We start from the raw sequence: 22,963 nt of genomic DNA, 5'->3' as shown, positions 1-22,963 counted from the left end.
CTGTCGTCCCGATTCACGCTAAACGCTGACCCCAGGGGCAGGGTCAAGCACACGCATGGCAGGCGTCGCGCCGTCTCAGTGGGAACGGAAGAAGTCGGACGCCCGTCCCGTCCAGAGCAGGATGATGATGATCAGCGAGATCAGTGCACTGATCGCGGCCCACGCGAACTGACCGGGGAACGCCCAGGCGGTGAAGGCATCGGCAGCGATGGCGAGCAGCTGCACGATCGTGACGATGATTCGGGCGCCACCGGAACCGCGCAGCAGTCCCCCGGCGATGAGCACGACCACGACGCCGAACAAGATCGACAGTATGGCCGAGGTGATCAGCGACGCGCTGCTCGACCACGCGCTGCGCACGGTCGGCTCGTGCTGGAACACGAGGAGCAGCACGCCTGCCACGATGTTGAGCGCGCCCTCGATCCAGGCGAGGACGGCGATCAGGGTCACCCCTGCCGGACGACGGGCTGCTGCGCTCATTCGTGCTCCTTCGTGGCGGTGACTTCACCGTAGCGAGTGCGGCGGCGTGCACGGATGAGCGAACCGCGTCGACGACCTTTCGCTGTGACTTCACACAGGGTTCACTGGCACCTGATCGGGTGGCAGGCGTCGAAGGGGAATCGGGTATGCGCAGCCAAGTCATACAGAACGGCAAGCTCACACGCGTGGGAAGAGGCGCCGCGGTCGCGGCGGCGGCACTCGGGATGCTCGCGGGCACGTTGACGGCGACCGCGGCGCAGGCGGCGCCGTCGACCAGCATCGTGATCAACGAGGTGTACGGCGGAGGCGGCAACGCGGGATCGACCTACACGAACGACTTCATCGAGCTGACGAACCGCGGGTCGGCTGCGGTCGACCTCGCCGGATGGTCCGTTCAGTACCACTCGAAGTCTGCGACCGGCACCTGGCAGGTCACCGACTTGAGCGGCAGCATCGCTCCCGGTGCGTTCTACGTGGTCGCCGAGGCGAAGGGCAACGGCGGCACCACGCCGCTGCCGCAGCAGGATGTCGCGGGCTCGATCACCATGTCGGCCACCGACGGCACAGTGGCGTTGGTGTCGGGCAGCACACCGCTGACGTGCGCCGACAGCGCATCGTGCGGTACGGCATCCGTCGACCTCGTCGGCTTCGGGACAGCGGCGATCGCGGAGGGGTCACCGGCCGCCGGTGCCTCGAACACCGCGTCGGAGCAGCGCACGAGCGCGGCGGACACCGACAACAACGCAACAGACTTCTCCGCTGCGGCGCCGACGCCCGGCACCGCAGACACGTCCGGCGACGACGGCGGCTCGACCCCGCCGACACCGGGAACGACGCGCATCCACGACATCCAGGGCTCGAGCTTCGTCTCCCCCTTGAACGGCCAGAAGGTGACGAACGTGCCCGGCATTGTGACGGGAGTGCGGGCATCCGGTTCCAGCCGCGGCTTCTGGATGCAGGACCCTGACGCCGACACGAACTCCGCGACGAGCGAGGGCGTCTTCGTCTACACGGGCTCCGCGCCCTCTGCGGCGCAGGGAGACTCGGTGCTCGTCTCGGCGACGGTGAAGGACTACTACCCGCTGGCAAGCGGGGACTCGCCGTCGACGACATCGAACCTCTCGATCACAGAGCTGCAGAACCCGCAGGTCTACACCGTCTCGCACAGCAACCCCCTGCCCGCACCCGTGGTGCTGAGCCCGACGACGGTGCCGGATGCCTATGCGCCCGACCTCGGCGGCGGGAACATCGAGACGACCCCGATCACGCCGACCCGCTCTGCACTCGACTTCTACGAGTCGGTCGAGGGGATGCGAGTGCAGGTGGATGACGCACGCGTGGTCGGCCCCAGCGACAAGTACGGCGAGCAGTACATCACCACGAAGCCGGACCAGAACGTCACCTACCGCGGTGGCACCTACCTGCCCGGCGAGAACGAGACGCCGTCGGGCCGCCTCGAGGTGGTGCCGGCCGACGGGTCGAACCCGAACGTCACCGTCGGCGACGTCTTCACCGGCGCTACCGTCGGGCCGATCGACTACTCCTTGTACGGCGGGTACCTCATCGCGGCAACCCAGCTCGGGCAGGTGAAGTCCGGCGGACTGCAGCCGGTCGTGGCGAAGAGGGCATCGGATGATCAGCTCTCGGTCGCCAACTACAACGTCGAGAACCTCGCGCCAGCCGACTCGGCCGCGAAGTACAGCCGTCTTGCGGCGGGAGTGGTCACCAACCTCGCCTCGCCAGGCATCGTGGCGCTCGAGGAGGTGCAGGACAACGACGGCGCGACGGACTCCGGAACCGTGGCCGCCGACCAGGCGCTGACCAGGCTGACCCAGGCCATCCACTCGGCAGGGGGCCCGCTGTACGACTGGCGCGAGATCGACCCGGTGAACGACGAGGACGGCGGACAGCCGGGTGGCAACATCCGAGTCGCGTTCCTGTTCGACCCGGCCCGCGTCGCCTTCGTCGACCGGGGCGGGGCGAACGTCGACCGCTCGACGACGGCGACGTCGGTGGTGAAGGTGCACGGCAAGCCGGACCTCACGCTCTCCCCCGGGCGCATCGATCCGGCCAGCGATGCGTGGGAGGACAGCCGCAAGCCCCTGGTCGGCGAGTTCCTGTTCCGCGGCGAGAACGTCTTCGTGATCGGCAACCACTTCGACTCGAAGCTCGGCGACCAGAACGCCGACGGGCGCTACCAGTACCCGCAGCAGTCATCCGCTGTCCAGCGGCAGAAGCAGGCTATCCAGGTGCACGACTTCGTGACATCGCTGTTGAAGGCCGACAAGAAGGCGAAGGTGGTCGTCGCGGGAGACCTGAACGACTACCAGTTCAGCCCCGCACTGCAGACGCTCACCGGCGCGGCATCCGGCACCCCGATCCTGCGGGATCTCATCACCACGCTGCCGAAGGACCAGCAGTACACCTACGTGTACGACGGGATCTCGCAGGTGCTCGACCACATCCTCGTCACCGCGGGCGTCGGCAAGCCGGACTACCAGGTAGTGCACGTCAACTCGGAGTTCGCGAACCAGGTCAGCGACCATGACCCGCAGGAGGTGGCACTGACCGCCGGCGCCCGCCCATGGGCGCTGCCAGGCCTCGAGTCCCGCCGCTGCGAGCCCTCGGCGGTCGCCACCGACTACTCGGATGCCCTCGACAAGGTCACCTACAACGGCGTGCAGGTGGGCGGTCTGTCATCGCTCGCGCGCGACCCGCGCAGCGGCGGCTACGTCTCCGCCGTCGACAATCACGGATCCGACCCGGCGCGCATCTGGTTCCTCTCCGGAGTGACGCACCCCCGGATCACGCGGGACCCGCTCGTGCTGAAGCGCCCGGACGGCACCCCGTACAACGGGACGAACAGCGACAACGAGGGACTCGCCGTGCTGCCGAACGGGGACTTCGTCGTCAGCAGCGAGACGGAGCCGTCGATCCGCGTGTTCGGAAGGGACGGCATCCAGAAGGCGTCGCTCCCTGTTCCCGACCGCTTCGCCGTGACCGGAACGACCGCCGCGGGCCAGGCGACCGCGAACGCCACGCTGGAGGGCCTCACGATCACGCCGGACGGCAAGACGATCGTGGCGGCCATGGAGGGCGCGCTGTCGGGCGACGTCTCGACCGACGGCGACGCCACCGCGCACCGTCTGCTCGTGTACACGCAGGGCAGGCACGGCGCCTGGACGCTGTCGAAGCAGGTGGAGTACCGGGCGGAGCCGGGCATGCGCATCCCCGAGGTGGCCGCGTATGGCAACGACTCGCTCGTCGTGGAGGAGGCGGCCTGGTCGCCGGCCATCGGAAACTCGGTGAAGCTGTACGCGGTGACTGGGCTGCGGAAGGCCCACGACGTGAGCGGCGTCTCGAATCTCTCGGACGCATCCGACACCCTGGCTTTGCACAAGACGCTCGTCGCCGACGTCGTGCAGTGTCCCACGCTGGGAGCGAGCGCCAAGGAGGCGCAGGCGAATCCGCTGCTCGACAACTTCGAGGGCATGGCGGTGACGTTCACCACCGGACCGTTCCGTCTGGCGGGTATCGCCCTGATCAGTGACGACAACTTCAGCGCGTCGCAGACCACGCGCGTGCTGAACCTCATCGCGAAGCTGCCGTAAACGCATCGGAACGAAGGGCGCCGGCCACTGTCGGCGCCCTTCGCCGTGCGCGCGCGATGCCAGGAGTTGCACCGGGAATATCCCTGCGTGATAGATGTTGAAGTTGATAACACCCGGCTCAAGTTCGGGTGGTTCAACGGAAGACAACCCGGAAACTACAGGAGATTCAGTGCCTGAGAACTTCATCCCCGGTGGCGCCGAGGCGAACGGCGAGGGCAACTCGTTCGACGACTTCCTCGCGCGTTACCTCGCGGGCGAGCGCGCTCGCGCCGCCCGCTCGATCGACATCAGCCGCTTTCTCAGCCGGCGCACCCAGGAGGTGCTGCAGCGTGCTGGGCGGTTCGCGCTCGAGCACGGGCACAACGAGCTGGACGCGCTGCACATTCTTCGCGTGATGGCCGACGAGGACCCGGCCGCCGACGCGATGCGTCGCATCGGCGTCGACCCCACGCATATCGTGCGCGCCGCGGACCAGCGCCTGCCGCAGACCGGCGAGGCGACGACGGACGCGCCTGCCCTGACGCCTCCGGCGCAGCGCACGCTGTTCCACGCGTACCAGGTGGCGCGCGCATCCGGCTCCACCTACATCGATCCCGAGCACCTCTTCTACGCGCTCGTGATCGCTCAGGACTCCCCCGCCGGCCAGGTGCTGCAGTCGGCAGGCGTGACGCCCGAGGCGCTCGCGGGTGCCATGCGTGAGGCCGCGACCGTGGGCGCTGGAAGTGATGCGGATGCCGAGGGGCAGGCATCCGAGACGCCCATGCTCGACCGGTTCGGCACCGATCTCACGCTCGAAGCCCGCGAAGGCAGGCTCGACCCGGTGATCGGCCGGGTCGACGAGATCGAGCAGACCGTGGAGATCCTCTCCCGGCGCACCAAGAACAACCCGGTGCTGGTCGGCGAGGCCGGTGTGGGCAAGACCGCGATCGTCGAGGGGCTCGCTCAGGCGATCGTCGACGGCGTCGTTCCGGAGCAGCTGCGCGACAAGCGCGTGATCTCCCTCGATCTGCCCGGCATGCTGGCCGGGACACGTTACCGCGGCGACTTCGAGGAGCGCCTGACGAAGCTCATGGACGAGATCTCGCAACGTAAGGGCGAGCTCATCGTCTTCATCGACGAGGTGCACACGGTGATGGGTGCGGGCGCCGGCGGCGACGGCGGAATGGATGCCGGCAACATCCTGAAGCCGCGTCTCGCGAAGGGCGAGCTGCACCTGGTCGGTGCGACGACGCTCAAGGAGTACCGGCAGATCGAGAAGGACCCTGCACTGGAGCGCCGCTTCCAGCCGGTGACCGTTGCGGAGCCGTCGATCGAGGACTCTGTCGCGATCCTCTCCGGCCTGCGTCACGCGTACGAGGAGCACCACGGCGTCGAGTACACCGACGAGGCGATCCGCGCGGCCGTCGAGCTCAGCGCCCGCTACGTCTCCGACCGCTGCCTGCCCGACAAGGCGATCGACCTGATCGACCAGGCCGGCGCGCGACTGCGGCTGCGGCTCGGCAAGCAGGCAGACGCATCCGATCTGATGCAGCGGCTGGCCGACCTGGAGGCGGAGAAGAACGCAGCGGTCTCGGCGGAGCACTACGAGGAGGCGTCGAGGCTGCGCGATGAGATCGCAGGCGTCGAGTCCAGGCTGGCGGAGGCATCCGCTGCTGGTGCACGTATCGGGGCGGATGCCGTGATCGACGAGGCGCAGATCGCCGCGGTGATCGCGCGCGCGACCGGCATCCCGGTCGCCCGGATCGGCGAGGCCGACCGCGAGCGTCTGGCCAAGCTGGAGAGCGAGCTGCACGAGCGTGTGATCGGACAGGACGACGCGGTGACGGCGGTCGCGAAGTCGGTGCGCCGCAGCCGCACGGGCATGGGCGACGAGCACCGGCCGGTCGGCAGCTTCCTGTTCCTCGGGCCGACCGGCGTGGGAAAGACCGAGCTGGCGAAGGCCCTTGCGGCGTCGTTGTTCGGCTCGGAGCGCTCCATGATCCGCTTCGACATGAGCGAGTTCGGCGAACGGCACACTGCCGCTCGGCTGATCGGCGCCCCTCCCGGCTACGTCGGCTACGACGAGGCCGGGCAGCTCACCGAGCGCGTGCGCCGCAACCCGTACTCGGTGCTGCTGTTCGACGAGATCGAGAAGGCGCACCCGGACATCTTCAACCTGCTGCTGCAGGTTCTGGACGACGGGCGGCTCACCGACGGTCAGGGCCGCACGGTCGACTTCCGCAACACGGTGGTCATCATGACCTCGAACCTGGGCAGCGAATTCCTGGCCTCCAAGAGCGGTGCGCTGGGCTTCGTGGCACCGGGCGCCGACGGATTCGGTGACGAGAAGGCTCTGCGTGACCGGGTGATGGGCAAGCTCCGTGAGAACATGCGGCCGGAGTTCATCAACCGCATCGATGAGATCGTGCTGTTCCGCAAGCTCGACAAGCAGCAGCTGCGCGACATCGTGCACCTGCTCCTGACCGCCACCCAGTCGCGGCTGCGCACGCGCGAGATCTCGCTGACGGTGACGGATGCCGCCGTCGAGTGGATCGCCGAGCACGGCTACGAGCCGGAGTTCGGCGCGCGGCCGCTGCGCCGGGTCATCCAGCGCGAGGTGGACGATCGCATCGCCGACCTGCTCGTGAACGGCTCCGTCGACGACGGCGGGTCGGTGCGTGTGGACGCGTCAGGCGATGAGCTGCACGTGACGGCCGAGCGGCGGATGCCTGTGGCCGCCTAGGACTTGTCTGAACGACGAGGCCGTGGGAATCCCCCACGGCCTCGTCGTGTCTGCAGCCCGGCCGCGTGCCTACGCTGAATTCGTGGACACCGTCGTTCGCGCGGCGACCGAAGAGAACATCCCTCAGATCGCCGCCATGATGGCTAGAGCGTTCGACGCCGATCCGGTCATGCGCTGGGCGGTTCCGCGCGCCGAATCCCGGCCCCGCCGGCTGGCCGGTGTGTACAGGGCGATCGTGCAACACGAAGGAGTGCCGTTCGGCGCCACCGATGCGGCCGTGAGCGAAGGCGCGGTGGTCGGCGCCGCGGTGTGGCGATCACCCGGCAGGCGGCTGATCGGCCGGCACACTGTGCCGTTCGCCCTGGCGGCGGGGTGGGCGCTGGGCCCGAGCATTCCCCGCATGGTCACGATGGGAAGACGGGTGTTCGCCGCCTACCCCGCACAGCCGCACTGGTATTTGCAGCTGCTCGCCGTCGATCCTGTCGTGCAGAGACGGGGTGTCGGCACCGCGTTGATGGTCGCCGGCCTCGACCGGGTCGATGCGGAACGCATGCTCGCCTACCTGGAGACGACGAGCGGCAACCTCGCGTTCTACGAACGGCTCGGCTTTCGTGTCAGCGGCGAGGTGCGGATGCCCCGAAGCAGCCCACGCCAGTTCCGCCTGCTGCGCAGCACCCCCTGACCATCGGCCCGGTGGGTCATCAGGCTGGCGCCGGCGAACGCACCAAGCGGCATCGGCATCCAGTACTGCACCAGTCGCCAGGCCGTGACACCCAGTACCGCGACTCCATGTGGCGTTCCCATCGCCGCGAACGCAGGCACCATCACCCCTTCGACGATCCCGACGCCGCCAGGCGTGATGGGCAGAAGCGCGAGGATGCCGGCCAACGCGTAGACCAGCACCAGCGGCGCAAGCGGAGCGATGGTGCCGAACGCCGCCAACATGACCCACAGTGCGGCGACGTCGAGCGCCCAGTTCGTCGCAGCCCAGAAGACGGCGGCCGCGAAGCGACGTGGATTCCCTGCCAGTGAGCGAACGGCGCGGATGGTCTGCGCGAACGCATGTGTCACGTATCCGGCACGATCCCCGGGTAGCCGTTTCGCCACCCGGTGCACCGCGCGCAGTGTGATCGCCGGACGAGCCAGGGCGAAGGCGAGCCCACCGACTGCGGTGCCGAAGACGCCGACCATGAATGCACCGGCGAGCCGATAGTACGGAGCGGACGGCAGGGCTGCGACCGAACTGAGCAGGCCCGTCCCGAACAGAGCTCCGAGCGCGAGGTTCGAGAGCACCACTTCCGCGGTGATGCCTCCCACAGCCGCGCTGCCTGGCGTACCTGAACGGGTGAGCAAGTGAAAGCGCAGAGCAAGCGATGCGGGCCCACCACCTGGCATCGAGTTGCTGATGCCCACGCCCGCGACGTCGATGCGGGCGACGCGCCAGAAACGAGGTCGCGAGGATGGGTCGAGTGCGGTCGAGGTCAGGCGGGCATAGGCGCAGAGCGAGAGAAGCTCGAGGCCGAGCCCGACGAGCAGCAGCGGGGCGGAAACGTTCGAAACGACGCCGATGGCATGCACGGCGTCCCGCCATTGAGGCATTACCACGAAGACGACGAGCAGGGCTGCAAGGGCGACGACAACGACCAGTCGGATCACGCGCGCGGCCGAGACGCGTCCCTCCCACTCCGCCGTCGCGACGGGAGTGACTCCCCGATCCACTCGCCAGGGGTTCACACGATGAGTCAACCACTCGCGCCCGCCGACCGAACGTGAAGACTTCCCGGCGTATGTGAGGCACCGTTCAGGTGCGGCGAAGGAGCGGCTGATACCGTTGCGAGTCGGCAACTGCCGGCGTCAGGGAAGATCACGGCCGCCACGCGAGGCAGGACAGACACCTCCTCTGAGTCAATCAGAGGAGCGCCATGTCGCAGATCACCCGTTTCTCCGCGCCGCTGTCAAGCGTCGCGGTTCCCCAGGCAACCGCTGCCGCTGAACCCGCCCTTCCGTCCGGCGCCACCGCCGTCGTCTACTGCGAGGGCGAATTCGGAGCGCAGGACGGCAAGACCGCGAACGGGCTTGTGCGGTTCTCCGAGCGCTATCGCATTCTGAGCGTGATCGACAGCACGCTCGAGGGAGCGGATGCCGGAAGCCAGCTCGACGGCGCACCCAACGGCATCCGGATCGTCGCCTCCTTGCGCGATGCGATCAGACGGGCCGGGAGCGTGCCCGACTATCTGATCTTGGGTATCGCACCAGCGGACGGCCTGCTCACCCGGGCGCACCGCACCGTACTGCTCGACGGCATCGCGAACGGCATGCACATCGTCAACGGGCTGCACGAATTCTTGAACGATGACGCGGAGTTCGCGGCAGCGGCTCTGCTGCACCAGGTGACGATCACCGACGTGCGCAAGCCGAAGGAGAAGCAGGACCTTCACCTGTTCTCCGGACGCATCTTCGACGTCACATGCCCGCGCATCGCGGTGCTCGGCACGGACGGCGCGGTCGGCAAACGCACCACGTCGACGCTCCTCGTGAAGGCGCTGAACGACCGGGGCGTCAAAGCCGTCATGGTCGGCACGGGCCAGACCTCGATCATGCAGGGCGGAACGTACGGGGTCGCGCTCGACGCCATCGTGCCTCAGTTCTGCTCAGGCGAGGTGGAGGATCAAGTGGTGGCCGCGTGGCTCGGCGAGGATCCCGACGTGATCGTGGTCGAAGGGCAGGGAGCCCTCAGCCATCCCGCGTACATGACCAGCGCGCACATTCTGCGCGGAAGTCGTGCCGAGGCGGTCATCGTGCAGCACGCCCCGAAGCGGAAGGCGCTCGGAGACTTCCCGATGATGCCGGTGCCGAGCGCAGCGAGCGAGATCTCGCTCATCGAGTCGTTCGCGGACACCAGGGTGATCGGCGTCACGATGAACCACGAAGACATGCGCCCCGAGGAGATCCGGCCCGCAATCGCCGCTCTCGAGCACGAGACGGGCCTGCCGACCACTGATCCCCTCACCAGCCCGCCCCGCGAGCTCGCCGAGATGGTCCTGGCCGCCTTTCCGCAGCTCGTGCCTCGGACGCGCATGGCACGGTGAATCGCGTGATCGGCGGTCACCGCTTGTGGCGTGCGCGATCCGTCAGATGCTCTGTCTCCGCTCCAGCATCGGGCACGCGAAGGGATCCTTCTCGCCCAGGCCGACCCGGTTGATGTACCGGAACACGATGCCGTAGGACTGAAGCAGGCCGGTCTCGATGTATGGCACTTCACGTGCGACGCAGTAGTCGCGCACCATCGGCGCGGCGCGGCGAAGGTGTGGCCTCGGCATCGACGGGAACAGGTGGTGCTCGATCTGGTAGTTGAGACCGCCCATGGCGAAGTCGAGCAGCCAGCTTCCCCGGATGTTCCGGCTCATCATCACCTGCCTGCGCAGGAAGTCCAGCTGCATGTCCTTCGGCACAAGGGGCATGCCCTTATGATTCGGCGCGAACGACATCCCCATGTAGAACCCGAAGAGGCCCAGCTGGACGCCTAGGAACGCTCCCGCCTTGCCTGGCGGCAGCATGAGGAAGAGGATGCCCAGATATCCGAGCAGCCTCACCATCAGGAACACGATCTCCACCGGTCTTCTGGCGACAGGCTCCCGCCCGAAGACGCGGCGCACGCTCGACGCGTGCAGCGAGATGCCTTCGAGGAAGAGGATCGGGAAGAAGAACGCACCCTGGTGTGAGAGCACCCACGGAAGCGGCCACGGGCGGCGGCGGCTCGCCTGCTCCGGGGTGAAGGAGATGACCGGCAGTTCGATGTCGGGGTCGTAACCCTCGCGATTCGGATTCGCGTGGTGCCTCGTGTGCTTGTGCTGCCACCAGCCGTAGCTCATGCCGATGAAGAGGCCGCCCAGGATGAGACTGATCCAGTCGTTCCAGCGGCCCGAGCGGAAGATCTGCCGGTGCGCGGCGTCATGCCCCAGGAACGCGGTCTGCGTGAACACGAACGCGACCACCGCGGCGACGCCCAGTTGCCACCACGAGTTCCCGACCCAGAGGAAGAGCACGAAGCAGGCTGCGTAGGCCAACGGAACCGCGATCAGCTTCGTCCAGTAATACCCGTACCTGCGGCGGAGTAGACCCGACCCGCGGATCTCCGCAGCCAGCTGGGTGTAATCGTTGGCCCGTTCCGTGCGAGGAACGGTGGAACGCACCGCACCGGCGCCCTGAGGCAGATTGGCGGTTGTCATGGGATCCTCCTGGCCTGCGCCGCGGCATCCGCGACATCTTCGATCGTCAGGCGGCCAGGGTCTGGGACAACCTGTCTCCAGGGTACGCGTCGTGCCCGCTTTCGGATCGGGCGTACGGTGAACTCAGCGCATAAGCGCCGGAAGTCTGCGAGCGAGCGTGAACGATGGTCGTCTCCGTGACGGGAGCGGATCCCGCGGACTCGGCGACCCGGGGCAGCGACCAGACGATGTCGGCGCAACGATCTGCGCACCGTTCCTGTCTTCGCTTCCGGTCGACGGTGCGTCGATCTCCGTGATGGGGACGGCAGGACGACAGACGACGATCGCGGCCACCGATTCCCTCGCCGCGCGGCTTGAAGAACTGCAGTTCGACCTGGCCGAAGGCCCGCACTGGCAGGCGATCGCCGAGAACCGCGCGGTACTCGCTGCCGATCTCGACTCCTCGGACGGCGATGCCTGGCCGGTGTTCGCGGCCGCCGCTGTGCGGGCCGGCGGCCGTGCCGTCTTCTCCTTCCCGCTCCGGCTCGGAGCGGTCGTCATCGGCACGGTCGACCTCTACCGTGTGCGACCGGGTGAACTGGATCGGCCATCGGTCGAGACCGCGCAGATGCTTGCGGAGGCCGCGACGATGGCGGCCACCGGGCTCGCGATCCGCTCTGCCCGCGAGCCGGAGCAGGCCGAACCAGACGCGCCCGCCCTGCGTCGGGAGGTGCATCAGGCCGTTGGGATGATAATCGTGCAACTCGACGTTCCGGCCACCGATGCCTTCGCCCGCTTGCGTGCGCACGCGTTCGCCGCGGGGCGTTCGGTGCACGATGTCGCGCTCGAAGTGGTGGGGGGACGGCTCGATTTCGGCTCGCTCCCCGACCGCGAGATCGATACTTGAGATGCGAGACCATTCACGGGAGAAGAACATGGCGGATGCCTCACGAGAGTCGAAGCTGAGCGCGGCGTTCGTCGCCGTCGCGGACACGCTGACCGCCGACTACGACGTTGTGGAGCTGTTGCACACCCTGGTGACCGAGTGCACCGAGATCCTCGGCGTGCAGGCGGGCGGATTGCTCCTCGCCGAGCCCGGCGCGGGACTGCACCTGCTGGCGTCGACGAGCGAGAGTGTCGAACTCGTCGAACTCATGCAGTTGAGCGCCGGTACCGGCCCCTGCCTCGACTCGTTCCGGACCGGTCGTGCCATCGATGTGCCCGACATCGCAGCCGCTGCCTCCTCCTGGCCCGAGTTCGCCTCGATCGCGCTGCAACACGGATTCCTGTCGCTCCACGCCACGCCGATGCGGCTGCGCGGCGACGTGATCGGCACCATGAACCTGTTCCGCACCCGTCTCGGAGCGTTCCCCCACCGCGACGCAGACGTGGCGCAGGCGCTTGCGGATGTCGCGACCATCGGCATCGTGCACGAGCGCATCGCCAGCCAGTCGAACCTGGTCGTCGCTCAGTTGCAGCACGCGCTGGACAGCAGGATCCTGATCGAGCAGGCCAAGGGCGTGCTCGCGCAGTCGGCCGACCTGAGCATGGATGACGCCTTCACGGCGCTGCGCAGCTACGCGCGCTCACGGAACCTGCAACTGAGGGCCGTCGCTGCCGGCGTCGTGGACCGCACCATCGACGCCGCCGCTATCGCGAGCTAGCGTCTTCGGAACGATCAGGCGTTCGCGAGCGCGTCGATCACGATCTTCTTCTGCCGCATCATCGCCTGAACCTGTTCCGGGCGGCGGGTCAGTTCGTCCATGTTCTGCGGGATGATCTGCCAGCTCACGCCGAACCGGTCTTTGCACCACCCGCACAGCTCGGACTCCGGCAGGTGCGACAGCTTGGACCAGTACCGATCGATCTCCGCCTGATCGGCGCAGGTGACGACGAACGAGATCGCCTCATTGAAGGTGAACATCGGACCGCCGTCGAGGCAGACGAAGTCCACACCGTTCAGGGTGAAGCGTCCGTTCAGCACCTTGCCGGACATCCCGGAGAAGTGCTCATCGAGCGCCTCGTCGGGATATTCGTCGATCGAAACGATGCGGGAGTCCGGGAAGACGCTCACGTAGTACTCCATCGCCTCGCGCGCCCGGTCGTTGAACCACAGGCAGGGCTGGATGGCCGCAATGCCGCTCATCTGTTCGCTCCTTCCGGTGCGACGATCGCATCGATCTGGCCCATGGCCAGGCGCATGCCCTCTTGCATACCCATCTGCATCATCTGCTCCAGCTGCTCCAGGCTGACGAATCGGTTGACGGTGGTCATGCGAGTGCCCTCGACGTCGTCGCCGAGCGAGACCGGTTCGAGCGTCACTTCGACACGTGCGGGCACGTCGTCGGTCGGATTGCCGTCATCATCCGAGAACCCTTCGTCGAACACGAGACCGCGTGGCGGATCGACGGCGACGATCTCCCACCAGCCGTGCGCCTTGTCGCCCTCCGGCCCCGTCATGTAATAGGCGCTTCTGCTGCCGACGCTGAGGTCGTGTTCGTCGAACGTGGCAGGCCAGGTCGGCGGACCCCACCAGCGCTCGAGCTGGCGGGCGTCTTCCCACACCTGCCAGACCCTCTCGGGCGGCGCAGCGAACTCCGCCACGAACGTGAGCGTGAGGTTCTCGGCATCCCTCACTGCGCTGATCACGGTCATCTGTCGTGCCCTTTCGTCATCTCTTCGGCGAGGATGTTCTCGATCGCCGCCGCCCTCTCGCGCCACAGCGACTCGTAGCGCGCGAGCAACTCGTTCGCCCGTCTGATCGTCTCCGGCACCGCGCGCACCAGCTGTTCCCTCCCCCGGCGCTCCTTCGTCACGAGGCCCGCCTTCTCGAGCACGCTCACGTGCTTCTGCACGGCGGCGAAACTCATCAGGTAGCTCTGCGCCAAACCCGAGATGGATCGATCGCCTCCCAGCGTGCGCGCCACGATGTCACGCCGGGTGGCGTCGGCGAGCGCGTGGAAGATCCGGTCGATCTCGTCTTCGGTGAGGATGTCGGACATCCGCTTATCTACAACCATTTGGTTGTATGTTAGGCGCGCAGGAGTGGCCGGTCAAGAGCCGAGCGGTGCTTGCCTCGGCGGTCTCTTGAAGGCCTCACGCATCATGAGCTGAGCCACAGACGGGGTTCCGCTGACCGTGCCGACCGCGGCGGTGGCGCACTCGAACCGGTGGTCGTCGAGTTGACGCAGCATGGCATCCGCGAGGTCGATACGAGCCGTGAACTTCTGTGGAAGGTAGCGCTCGGCGATGCGATAGTCGCTGACGGTCTCGGAGTCGAAGAGACCGGATGGCCGCATGACCGTCCAGTCGACGTCGCTCTCGCTCAGCATCGCCTCCATGCGTTTCATGTCGTCGTAGAGCGTCTTGCCGAGAACGCCGGCGACGAACGGCTGCAGCACGCGCTCGAAGACGAAGCCGCCGTGCGGGCCCGCCTCGGGATCGACGGCGCTGGAGCTCACGCAGACAAGCCGTTGCACCTTGTGTTGCGCCATCGCGTCGAGCATGGCGGCCGTGCCTGCGGAGTATGTCGTAATCTCCCGCCGGCTGTACGGAACCCCGAGCGCCGACAGAACGGCATCCGCTCCACCCACTGCGCGGCTCACCGAAGCGCTGTCGAAGACATCTGCATGCTCGACGACGAGGTTCTCGTGAGCGAACGGGAACGCCCGCGGCGAGCGCGTCGCCGCGACCACCGAGACACCTCGTTCCAGGGCGAGGCGTGTGACGAGGCGGCCCGTCGGACCATTCGCACCGAACACCACGATCTTCACTAGATTCTCCTTAGACCGGTGATTCAGATAATATGATAACCATACTGTATGGAGACGAGAATGCCTAGAGGTTCGAGCGACGCACGCGGGCACCGACGGCTCACCGCCGAGCTGAAGAGACGCTTCCGCGAGGTGAACAATCAGATCGCGCTGCTCTCGCACCACGTCTCATCCCGCGTCGAGCTGCGCGACATCGACCTGGACTGCCTCGACTACCTCGCCCAGCACGGGGCCACGAGCCCGAGCGCCCTGGCACGCCGTGCCGGTGTGCATCCGGCGACCATGACGGGCGTGATCGACCGGCTCGAGAGGGGCGGGTGGATCACCCGCGAACGCGACGCGAGCGACCGCCGAGGCGTCGTGGTCTCCGTTCGACCGGACGCGATCGGTGAGGTCTTCAGCCACTACGAGGGCATGAACGCGCAGATGGATGCCGTGTGCGCCGAATACTCCCCCGCCGAGCTCGAACTCATCGCCGGCTTTCTGCAGCGCACCGCGGATGCCGGGCGGCGGGCGGTCGAGGAGTTCGCGGGAGGCTGACCGGTACGGGTCGATGACTCGGGCTACTCAGTAACTCCTTGCCACGACGGCGAAGAGGTTCTCGTCGGTGTGGGCTTCCGGAAGGCCGCCTTGCTCGGTCTGCAGGCAGCGCACGGTGATCGCGTTGTCGGCCAATTCGTCTTCGCCGGCCTCGCCGAGCACGGAGTATGGAATCCGTGCGAACCCGGTCGCGGCGGCGGCGATGGCATCCGAGACGGTGCGGACGTCAACGGTGTTGTCGGCGAGTCGGTTCGCCGCCTGCTCGAACAGCTCCGCCTGCATGGCGCCGAGCAGCGCAGGAACGGAGGAGCTCAGGCGATCGAGCGGACACGTACTCTTGCCGGGCGCGTCCCGACGAGCGATCGCCGCCTGTTGTGCGTCCACATCGCGCGGGCCGATCTCGATGCGCACCGGAACGCCCTTGAGTTCCCACTCGACGACCCGGCGGCCGAAACCCGGCGTGCTGCGGGCATCCAGGCGCACGCGCACGCCGGCATCCGCCAGTTCGTCGGCGACGGCGGACGCCGCGGTCACCGTGCGCTCATCGTCTTTCACCGCGACCACCACGGCCTGGATCGGCGCGATGCTCGGCGGAACACGGAGGCCGGCCTGGTCACCGTGCGACATGATCAGACCGCCCATCATGCGCGTGCTGGAACCCCATGAGGTCGTCCAGCATGTCTGAACGTGGCCGGAAGCATCCGTGTACCGGATGTCGAAGGCCCGCGCGAAGTTCTGGCCCAGTTCGTGGCTCGTCGCCATCTGGAGTGCCTTGCCGTCGCCCATCATCGCCTCGCAGGTCATGGTGTTGATCGCTCCGGCGAAGCGCTCCCTCGGGCTCTTCACGCCGACCAGCACGGGGATCGCGAGGGTGTTCTGGAGGAAGTCACGGTACACGCCGAGATGGATGCGCCGCGCGTACGCGGCAGCGTCCTCCGCAGTCGCGTGCGCCGTGTGCCCCTCCTGCCACAGGAACTCGGTGGTGCGCAGGAACAGGCGCGGACGCAGTTCCCACCGCACGACGTTCGACCACTGGTTCAGCAGCATCGGCAGGTCGCGATGCGATTGAACCCACTTGGACATGAGCTCGCCGAACACCGTCTCGCTCGTGGGCCGCACGACGACCGGTTCCGTCAGCTCCTTGCCGCCGGCGTGAGTGACGACGGCGAGCTCGGGGCTGAAGCCCTCGACGTGCTCGGCCTCGCGTTCAAGATACGACTGCGGGATGAACAGCGGCAGGTAGACGTTCTCGGCGCCGGTCGCCTTGATGCGGGCATCCACATCGGCCTGCATCCGCTCCCAGATGGCGTACGCGTACGGTCGGATGACCATGGTGCCGCGCACCGGGCCGTTGTCGGCGAGCTGCGCTTTCTCCAGTACGTCCTGATACCAGCGCGGAAAGTCATCGCGCACCGACGCAAGCACGCCGGGTACATCGTTCTGAGCCACGGGTCCACGATATGGGGCGCGGCATCCGCGGACCACGTGGGTATGTCCGAGCCGGCAGGCGGCCGAACGCTGTCACAATGTGGCCATGACCGCGCGCCCTGTTACCCGCCGCGTCGCGCTCGGAACGGGAATCGGCATTGCCGCGGCGGCTGTGCTCACCGGCGCCGGCATCGCCGTGAATGAGAATCTGCTACCTGGTCGCTCCACCATGTACCGCGCACTCGGCCTTGACGGCCCGGACGGTGTGGTGCCGAGTATCGCGGCGGGTCCGGTGGTCGCCGGGTCGTTCGTGTCGGCGCACATGGGCGGTCGGCGGGTCGGATACGAGATCGCCTACCCGCCGGGCACGAAGCCCGGAGCTGAACTGCCCGTCGCTGTCGTTCTGCACGGATATGGCGACGACCAACGGGCCGCGTTCTCTACCTCGATGCGTTTCGACGCCTATCTCGCGCAAGCTGTGCGCTCCCGTAAGCCGTTCGCATTGGCGTCGGTCGCCGGAGGAAACGGCTACTGGCATCCGCGGGAAGACGGAACGGATGCCGGTGCCATGGTCGTCGACGAGTTGCTTCCTCAGCTTGCGGCGCGGGGCCTGCGCACCAGACCCGCTGATCGCGTCGCTTTCATGGGCTGGTCGATGGGAGGCTACGGAGCGCTCCGCTTGGGCGGCGTACTCGGAAACTCGCGAGTCGCCGCCGTCGCGGTTGAGAGCCCCGCGCTCTGGCACACGTTCGGCCAGGCCGCCAAGGGTGCCTTCGACGACGCCGCGGACTTCGCGCGCAACACCGTCTTCGGCCGCCAGTCCGACTTGGCGGGCGTTGCCGTGCGCATTGATTGTGGTACGGGCGACGGCTTCTATCCGAACGTCCGCGACTATGTCGCCGGCTTTTCCGCGCATCCAGCGGGCGGTTTAGAGGCCGGCGGCCACGACCCCGGGTTCTGGCGTCGCCTCGCTCCCGCCCAACTCGCTTTCGTTGGAGATGCGCTCGCGTCTGTGTAGGGACCCCGCGTACTCGGGTTCGAAGCGCCTAGAACCCGCACCGCGCGCTGGCGAGTGAGAGTGCCGCGCACCTCATTGTCAGTGCTCGTCAGGAATCGAGCACTTTCGCCCCTGAGGAATTGAGAATCGACGACTCCGCCGCGCCGAGACCTGGGCATGCCGAGACCTGGACATCAAGAGCCCGTCAAGGCCGATAGTCGTCGCGCGGCTGCTCGTAAAGCTTTGCGGCGTACCTGTCCGCGTTGCGCCCGCCGTTGAAGACGCAGCGTCAACTCGCTGGCCGTCTTTGATCGATTCGACGAGTCCGCGGTATATGTTTCTCGGGAAGTGATTACCGAGCAATATATTTTCGGAGGCTGCTTGTGTCCGTCCGGATGAGCCTGCTGGCGATTCTCGATCAAGGGCCGTGCTACGGCTACCAATTGCGTGCCGAGTTCGATCGACGTACCGGCTCGACGTGGTCATTGAATGTGGGTCAGATCTCAAACACGCTGGAGCGGCTCGAGCGTGACGGTTTCGTTATGCGCGGTGATCTGGATACGGAGGGGCGGGTGTATTGGGAGATCACAGAGGACGGACACGCCGAAGTGGCGGCATGGCTGTCTTCACCTGTGGAACGGGGCACCGGGACTCGGGACGAGTTGGCGATCAAGCTTGCGATCGCGGCGACTCTGCCCGGCGTGGATGTCGCGGCTGTCATTCAGGCTCAACGCACGGCTTCACTCCGGCATATGCAGGAGTTGAATCGGGCGAAGTACGCGGGATCATCCGCTGACGTCGCTGAGGAGCTGGCGTGGTCACTCGTCGTTGATTCAATGATCTTCGCTACTGAGGCGGAGGTACGGTGGCTCGACCATATCGAGGACCGGTTGCGCGCCCGTCCGCGATCGGACCGCGAGATTGGTCTTGCGACCGAGCGTCCGCGGCGGGGCCGGCCTTCGAAGTCGGTGATGCAGCCATGAGTCGACACGATGCTCGTGAGCAGCCGGAGGGCTATCGCGACCGAGATGTTGTGCGCCTAGAGAAATGGAACGATCGTCTGACGCGCACCGCGGAGCAAGCGACGCAGCCGTCTGGTTCCGATAGCGCAAGCGTGCTCAGATTGATTGGCGTCACCCGTCAGTACGGGCATGGCGAGACTGCGGTGAGTGCACTCTGCGGAATCGACCTCGACGTATCGCCAGGGGAGCTGGTGGCTGTGATGGGTGCTTCCGGGTCTGGCAAGTCGACTCTGCTGTCCATTGCCGGCGGGCTCCAGGAGCCGACCTCCGGTGAGGTGATCGTGGAAGGCGAACACCTCTCCTCACTCGGGGTTAGTGCATTGGCCAGGCTGCGCCGTCGTTCGCTGGGGTTCGTCTTCCAGGACTTCAACCTCATTCCCACCCTCACCGCCGTTGAGAACATCACACTTCCGCTGGAGTTGGACGGTATCGGCCGCCGTGCAGCGAGGCGTGCGGCAGACGAGGCATTGTCGGAAGTTGGTCTTCGCGAGCGGGCCGACGCCTATCCTGACGACCTTTCCGGCGGTCAGCAGCAGCGGATCGCCATCGCGCGGGCCGTTGTCGGTGGACGCAGGCTCATCCTCGCGGACGAACCGACTGGGGCGCTGGATTCCGCGACTGGAGAGTCCGTTCTGCGACTGATTCGCTCCCGCGTGGACGCGGGCGCAGCCGCGATCCTTGTCACGCATGAGCCTCGGCACGCTGCCTGGGCCGACCGCATCTTGTTCCTCCGTGACGGTCGGATCGTTGATGAAACTCGACGCGACGACCCTGAGACAGCGTTGCTGGCTTCGAGGCACTGATGTCATTCATCCCTCGCCTTCTTGCAGTCCTTCGGCTGGCCACCCGTCAAGTCACTCGCACGCCACGCACCTCATTCCTGATCGCGTCGCTCATCGCCCTACCGATCGCTGCCAGTGGGGCCTGCCTGGTGTTCTTCGCCAGCCACCAGCCCACTCCCCAGCAGACGGTGACGATGCAGCTGGGGCGATCGGATGCCCGCATCACGCCGGTGAGTCCACCTGACCGAAAAAGGGCCCAGTACATCGACGATTTCGGCACGGTGACGTCCGGGATCATGCAGGGACATCCACCCGGCGCCATGCCCGCCATGGTTCCCACCTCCGCGCACGTCATTACTCTTCAAGCCTCCTCGGTTGAGGTAGAGACGGCTACTGGTGTCGGCGAAATCTCGGTGACCGAAGGTGCCGCATGGGACCGGTCGCTCGACGGTGCCTACCGTTCAACCGGTCGGACACCGATGGACGAGCACGAGACCATGGTCTCCCCACATCTAATGCAACGCCTGGGCACTCACATCGGAGGCACCGTCCGGCTCGCGCACGATGGGCCTTCACTGACAATCACGGGAACCCTCACACCCACGCTCTACCCGACCCAGGACGAACTCTTCGTTCCGAGCGGCATACTGCCTTTGACTGACGCAGGGACCGCAACGACGTGGTTCCTGACCGGGTGGCAGCCGACCTACTCGCAGTTCACCCGCCTCGTTCATGCAGGTTACGGCGTGCTCGGCCGCAACCTCATACTCAACCCGCCACCCGGCGCGCTGCCAGTTCAGATCACCTCTTACCAGAGTCTGTTCGTCATCCTGGGCGCCGGCGGAGCGTTCCTAGCCGCACTGGTCGCACTGCTCGCTGGGGCTGCGATGTCTGTCAGCGCCCGTCGGCAGCAGCGCTCCCTTGCGGTGACGGCCAGCGTCGGCGCTACTCGCCGCGACCTGTTCCTCGTCGTGCTACTGCAAGGCGCCGTGCTCGGCATCGGGGGTGCCTTGCTTGGCACCGGTGCTGGGATCGGTCTAGCAGCATCGGCTCTGGCTCTGACTGATCACGGCGAACCATGGAACGCGTGGCGCGGAAACTACGGCTTCCATGTACCCGTAGGCTTCCTCGCAACTATCGCGGCGTTCGCCGTCGTGGTCGGACTGATTTCAGCATTCTTCCCGGCACGCGCTGCCACACGCGGAGACAGTCTGAGCGCGCTGCGCGGCGCACGCCGGCCGATGCGACTCGCCAGGTCGATGCCCCCGTGGGGTGGAGGTCTCCTCATCGTCGGACTACTGGCCACAGCTGGGAGCCTTATCTATGGGCAATACGTCGGACAAGCACGCCAGTCCGATCACGCCCTCAGCCTCGCAGAGGAGCTCGCCTTCACGGCGCTTCTTGCCGCAGGACCCCTGGCACTCCTTATCGGCGTCATGCTCAGCGGACACTGGCTCCTCACCGGACTCGCCCGACTGTGCTCACGCTCGGGAGTCGCGCTGCGACTGGCCCGCCGCGACACTGCTGCCAACCCGTCCCGGATCGTTCCCGCCGCGGCGAGCATCGCCGTCAGCGTCTGCATAGGGACACTCGCCCTCTCGCTAGCATCTGCCTCCGGTGCCGCGAATGCGCGCGACTACAGCTGGGCAGGCCCGCTGAACAGCGCCGCGGTGCAACTGAACTCCGGACCACACTCCGACACCACAAAACAAGACGCTGAGCTCGTCACTGCAGCGAGACGAATCGTCCGCGACGCGGGAGCAACCCGCATCGGGCAAATCAACACTCCACTCGCTCCGAACTACGACCCGACCACCGGCAAGCTGCTCAACCCCCAGCAGCACGCGTTCAGTGCCGGCTTGGCGTGCCACGGCCAATGCTCCGCATCATTCGCCGGCTGGTCCGCATACGGGACGATCGCCGTCATAGACGTCGACGAACTCGGAACCACGGTCGGCGTTCAGCTGAGTGCGGCCGAGCGGCAGCGATACCGGAACGGCGCGGCGATCGTCACACTCCCAGCCGAGACACGCGACGGCAACGTAGCTATCGTCCGTACCACGGCCGACAGCCCACAAAAGCCCAACGGTTCGAAAGCAACCGCCACGGTCGTCCCAACGATCGTTCGAACCTACACATACGCGAATGCGGCCATGCTCATAGCGCCCGAGACCGCGAAACGATTGAGAATCACAACTCGACCGGACACCATCGTGGCTCGCTTTTCGAAGCCACCAACAATGGCGCAACAGGACGCCATGACAGCAGCCGCCGAAAAGGTGTTCTCCGGCGACGGTGGCCTTCACGTCCAGGTCGAGCGTGGACCCGCGCCCACCGAGCCGTGGCTGGAGTTAATCGCAGCGGTCGCCGGCGCGCTCGTCATCGGCGCCAGCGTTATCTGCCTAGGACTGTCACGGGTGGAACGGCGCAGCGACGACGCAACACTCGCCGCCGTCGGAGGAGCCGGCGCAGTACGACGTCGGGTACACGGTGCACAGGCACTGTTGATAGTCGGCAGCGGATCCATCATCGGCGCCGCCATAGGAATCTCGCCCGCTATCGCAGTCACCTTGTACGCGCAGACACTCCATGCTGCTGACATCCCGTGGTCGCTCATCGCCAGCCTCAGCATGGCGCTTCCGCTGCTCATCGCGGCAGCAGCATGGCTCGCTCGGCTTCGAACTCCCAACCTCATGCGCCGTACCGCCATCACCTGAATACGGCGTCACCTCACGCCCGGCGAGGACCCCCTACAACATCGGGCCTAAGGCGCGGCGGTGAGGTCTCGGCGCTTGACGTATCCGTTGCTGCTGACGACGCAGTTGGCTGGGACGTCTTTTGCAATGACGGCGCCCGCTGCGATGACTGAACCGGAACCGATGCGCACCCCGGGGGTCACGGTCACGTTCGCCCCGATCCAGACGTTGGATTCGATCACGATGGGCGCGACGGTGATGCCGTCGAACCGCTCCCCCGGCTCAACAGGGTGCCCGGCGGTGCTGAGCGCGACGCCCGGACCGATCATGGAGCGGTCGCCGATGGTGATTCCGCCGAGGTCGTAGAACGCGCAGTTCTGGTTCACGAACACATGATCGCCGAACTCGAGGCCCAGCCCGTAGTCGCAGTAGAACGGCGGGTACACAGTGAGTGTCTCGGGTACGGGCCTGCCGAGGATCTCGCTGAGAAGAGCGGTGCGCCCCTCGATGTCGTTGTGACGCAGCACGTTCAGACGCGAGGTCAGGTCCATGACAAGCTGGACCCTCTCGACCACGGCGCGCGATTCGGGAGTGCGCCTGGGGATCAGCCGTTCATTTCGCATCGTCTCTCATGATGACACCGCGCTCAACGGATGCTTCACCTGGGCGCGGGACCGTCGACAGAAGAAACGCGTGCGCCTGCG

21 protein-coding genes are annotated in these 22,963 nt (G+C 66.7%); 11 read left to right on the top strand and 10 right to left on the bottom strand.

Annotated elements, in window-relative coordinates; translation table 11 throughout:
* Positions 1-75: 75 nt before the first annotated feature.
* Positions 76-480 (bottom strand): DUF7144 family membrane protein, encoded by a 405-nt coding sequence (locus ACYVII_RS08170; RefSeq protein WP_460533759.1) that lies wholly within the window; start codon positions 478-480, stop codon positions 76-78.
* Positions 481-665: 185 nt separating this feature from the next.
* Between ACYVII_RS08170 and ACYVII_RS08165 the strand changes: the two genes are divergently transcribed.
* The 3 genes from ACYVII_RS08165 (at position 666) to ACYVII_RS08155 (ending at position 7,495) form a co-directional block, all read left to right on the top strand.
* The gene (locus tag ACYVII_RS08165) at positions 666-4,091 is read left to right on the top strand and encodes an esterase-like activity of phytase family protein (protein WP_460533757.1); all 3,426 of its coding nucleotides are present in this window, start codon (positions 666-668) and stop codon (positions 4,089-4,091) included.
* 169 nt (positions 4,092-4,260) lie between these two features.
* Positions 4,261-6,813, top strand: coding sequence for an ATP-dependent Clp protease ATP-binding subunit (locus tag ACYVII_RS08160; protein WP_460533755.1), 2,553 nt, complete (start codon positions 4,261-4,263; stop codon positions 6,811-6,813).
* 82 nt (positions 6,814-6,895) lie between these two features.
* Complete coding sequence (locus tag ACYVII_RS08155; RefSeq protein ID WP_460533753.1) at positions 6,896-7,495, top strand: GNAT family N-acetyltransferase; 600 nt, start codon at positions 6,896-6,898, stop codon at positions 7,493-7,495.
* Here the strand turns inward: ACYVII_RS08155 and ACYVII_RS08150 are convergent.
* Positions 7,405-8,547 (bottom strand): lysylphosphatidylglycerol synthase transmembrane domain-containing protein, encoded by a 1,143-nt coding sequence (locus tag ACYVII_RS08150; RefSeq protein ID WP_460533751.1) that lies wholly within the window; start codon positions 8,545-8,547, stop codon positions 7,405-7,407. The two genes, ACYVII_RS08155 and ACYVII_RS08150, sit on opposite strands and share 91 nt — an antisense overlap.
* Before the next feature lie 188 nt (positions 8,548-8,735).
* On the opposite strand from ACYVII_RS08150, the gene ACYVII_RS08145 reads away from it, so the two are divergent.
* Positions 8,736-9,902 (top strand): DUF1611 domain-containing protein, encoded by a 1,167-nt coding sequence (locus tag ACYVII_RS08145; protein ID WP_460533749.1) that lies wholly within the window; start codon positions 8,736-8,738, stop codon positions 9,900-9,902.
* A 42-nt stretch (positions 9,903-9,944) separates the two neighbouring features.
* On the opposite strand, the gene ACYVII_RS08140 is transcribed toward ACYVII_RS08145, so the two are convergent.
* Positions 9,945-11,042 (bottom strand): fatty acid desaturase family protein, encoded by a 1,098-nt coding sequence (locus ACYVII_RS08140; RefSeq protein WP_460533747.1) that lies wholly within the window; start codon positions 11,040-11,042, stop codon positions 9,945-9,947.
* 157 nt (positions 11,043-11,199) lie between these two features.
* On the opposite strand from ACYVII_RS08140, the gene ACYVII_RS08135 reads away from it, so the two are divergent.
* Both ACYVII_RS08135 and ACYVII_RS08130 read left to right on the top strand, forming a co-directional pair.
* On the top strand, positions 11,200-11,928 hold the full coding sequence (locus ACYVII_RS08135; protein ID WP_460533745.1) for a GAF and ANTAR domain-containing protein: 729 nt from the start codon (positions 11,200-11,202) through the stop codon (positions 11,926-11,928).
* A gap of 1 nt (position 11,929) precedes the next feature.
* Complete coding sequence (locus ACYVII_RS08130; RefSeq protein ID WP_460533743.1) at positions 11,930-12,685, top strand: GAF and ANTAR domain-containing protein; 756 nt, start codon at positions 11,930-11,932, stop codon at positions 12,683-12,685.
* 14 nt (positions 12,686-12,699) lie between these two features.
* Here ACYVII_RS08130 and ACYVII_RS08125 read toward each other — a convergent pair whose 3' ends face one another.
* The 4 genes from ACYVII_RS08125 to ACYVII_RS08110 are packed head-to-tail and all read right to left on the bottom strand — an operon-like array spanning position 12,700 to position 14,794.
* Positions 12,700-13,167, bottom strand: coding sequence for a VOC family protein (locus ACYVII_RS08125; protein WP_460533740.1), 468 nt, complete (start codon positions 13,165-13,167; stop codon positions 12,700-12,702).
* Positions 13,164-13,676 carry an SRPBCC family protein gene (locus ACYVII_RS08120; RefSeq protein WP_460533738.1) on the bottom strand — a complete coding sequence of 171 codons (513 nt, stop codon included), beginning with the start codon at positions 13,674-13,676 and terminating at the stop codon, positions 13,164-13,166. Before ACYVII_RS08120 ends, ACYVII_RS08125 begins: the two co-directional genes overlap by 4 nt.
* On the bottom strand, positions 13,673-14,041 hold the full coding sequence (locus ACYVII_RS08115) for an ArsR/SmtB family transcription factor (protein ID WP_460533736.1): 369 nt from the start codon (positions 14,039-14,041) through the stop codon (positions 13,673-13,675). Before ACYVII_RS08115 ends, ACYVII_RS08120 begins: the two co-directional genes overlap by 4 nt.
* 33 nt (positions 14,042-14,074) lie before the next feature.
* A complete protein-coding gene (locus ACYVII_RS08110; RefSeq protein WP_460533734.1) occupies positions 14,075-14,794 on the bottom strand; it encodes an NAD(P)-dependent oxidoreductase in 720 nt (239 codons plus the stop codon).
* A 60-nt stretch (positions 14,795-14,854) separates the two neighbouring features.
* Between ACYVII_RS08110 and ACYVII_RS08105 the strand changes: the two genes are divergently transcribed.
* The gene (locus ACYVII_RS08105; RefSeq protein ID WP_460533732.1) at positions 14,855-15,334 is read left to right on the top strand and encodes a MarR family transcriptional regulator; all 480 of its coding nucleotides are present in this window, start codon (positions 14,855-14,857) and stop codon (positions 15,332-15,334) included.
* A gap of 27 nt (positions 15,335-15,361) precedes the next feature.
* Here ACYVII_RS08105 and proS read toward each other — a convergent pair whose 3' ends face one another.
* A complete protein-coding gene (gene proS / locus ACYVII_RS08100; protein WP_460533730.1) occupies positions 15,362-16,783 on the bottom strand; it encodes a proline--tRNA ligase in 1,422 nt (473 codons plus the stop codon).
* 85 nt (positions 16,784-16,868) lie between these two features.
* On the opposite strand from proS, the gene ACYVII_RS08095 reads away from it, so the two are divergent.
* The 3 genes from ACYVII_RS08095 to ACYVII_RS08085 all read left to right on the top strand — a co-directional run bounded on the left by ACYVII_RS08095 (position 16,869) and on the right by ACYVII_RS08085 (position 19,584).
* Positions 16,869-17,780 (top strand): alpha/beta hydrolase, encoded by a 912-nt coding sequence (locus ACYVII_RS08095; protein WP_460533728.1) that lies wholly within the window; start codon positions 16,869-16,871, stop codon positions 17,778-17,780.
* 362 nt (positions 17,781-18,142) lie between these two features.
* Positions 18,143-18,742 carry a PadR family transcriptional regulator gene (locus ACYVII_RS08090; protein ID WP_460533726.1) on the top strand — a complete coding sequence of 200 codons (600 nt, stop codon included), beginning with the start codon at positions 18,143-18,145 and terminating at the stop codon, positions 18,740-18,742.
* A gap of 131 nt (positions 18,743-18,873) precedes the next feature.
* Positions 18,874-19,584 (top strand): ABC transporter ATP-binding protein, encoded by a 711-nt coding sequence (locus tag ACYVII_RS08085; protein WP_460533724.1) that lies wholly within the window; start codon positions 18,874-18,876, stop codon positions 19,582-19,584.
* A gap of 46 nt (positions 19,585-19,630) precedes the next feature.
* On the opposite strand, the gene ACYVII_RS08080 is transcribed toward ACYVII_RS08085, so the two are convergent.
* The gene (locus ACYVII_RS08080) at positions 19,631-19,861 is read right to left on the bottom strand and encodes a hypothetical protein (RefSeq protein ID WP_460533722.1); all 231 of its coding nucleotides are present in this window, start codon (positions 19,859-19,861) and stop codon (positions 19,631-19,633) included.
* Between the two features lie 355 nt (positions 19,862-20,216).
* On the opposite strand from ACYVII_RS08080, the gene ACYVII_RS08075 reads away from it, so the two are divergent.
* Positions 20,217-22,280 (top strand): FtsX-like permease family protein, encoded by a 2,064-nt coding sequence (locus tag ACYVII_RS08075; protein WP_460533720.1) that lies wholly within the window; start codon positions 20,217-20,219, stop codon positions 22,278-22,280.
* 47 nt (positions 22,281-22,327) lie between these two features.
* Here ACYVII_RS08075 and ACYVII_RS08070 read toward each other — a convergent pair whose 3' ends face one another.
* Entirely contained in the window at positions 22,328-22,810 is a 483-nt protein-coding gene (locus ACYVII_RS08070) for a sugar O-acetyltransferase (protein WP_460533718.1), read from the bottom strand.
* Positions 22,811-22,963 lie beyond the last annotated feature (153 nt).

The organism is Humibacter ginsengiterrae (assembly GCF_054780115.1).
Note: the sequence above shows the minus strand (reverse complement) of the source record. Positions and strands in the feature narration are given on the sequence as shown.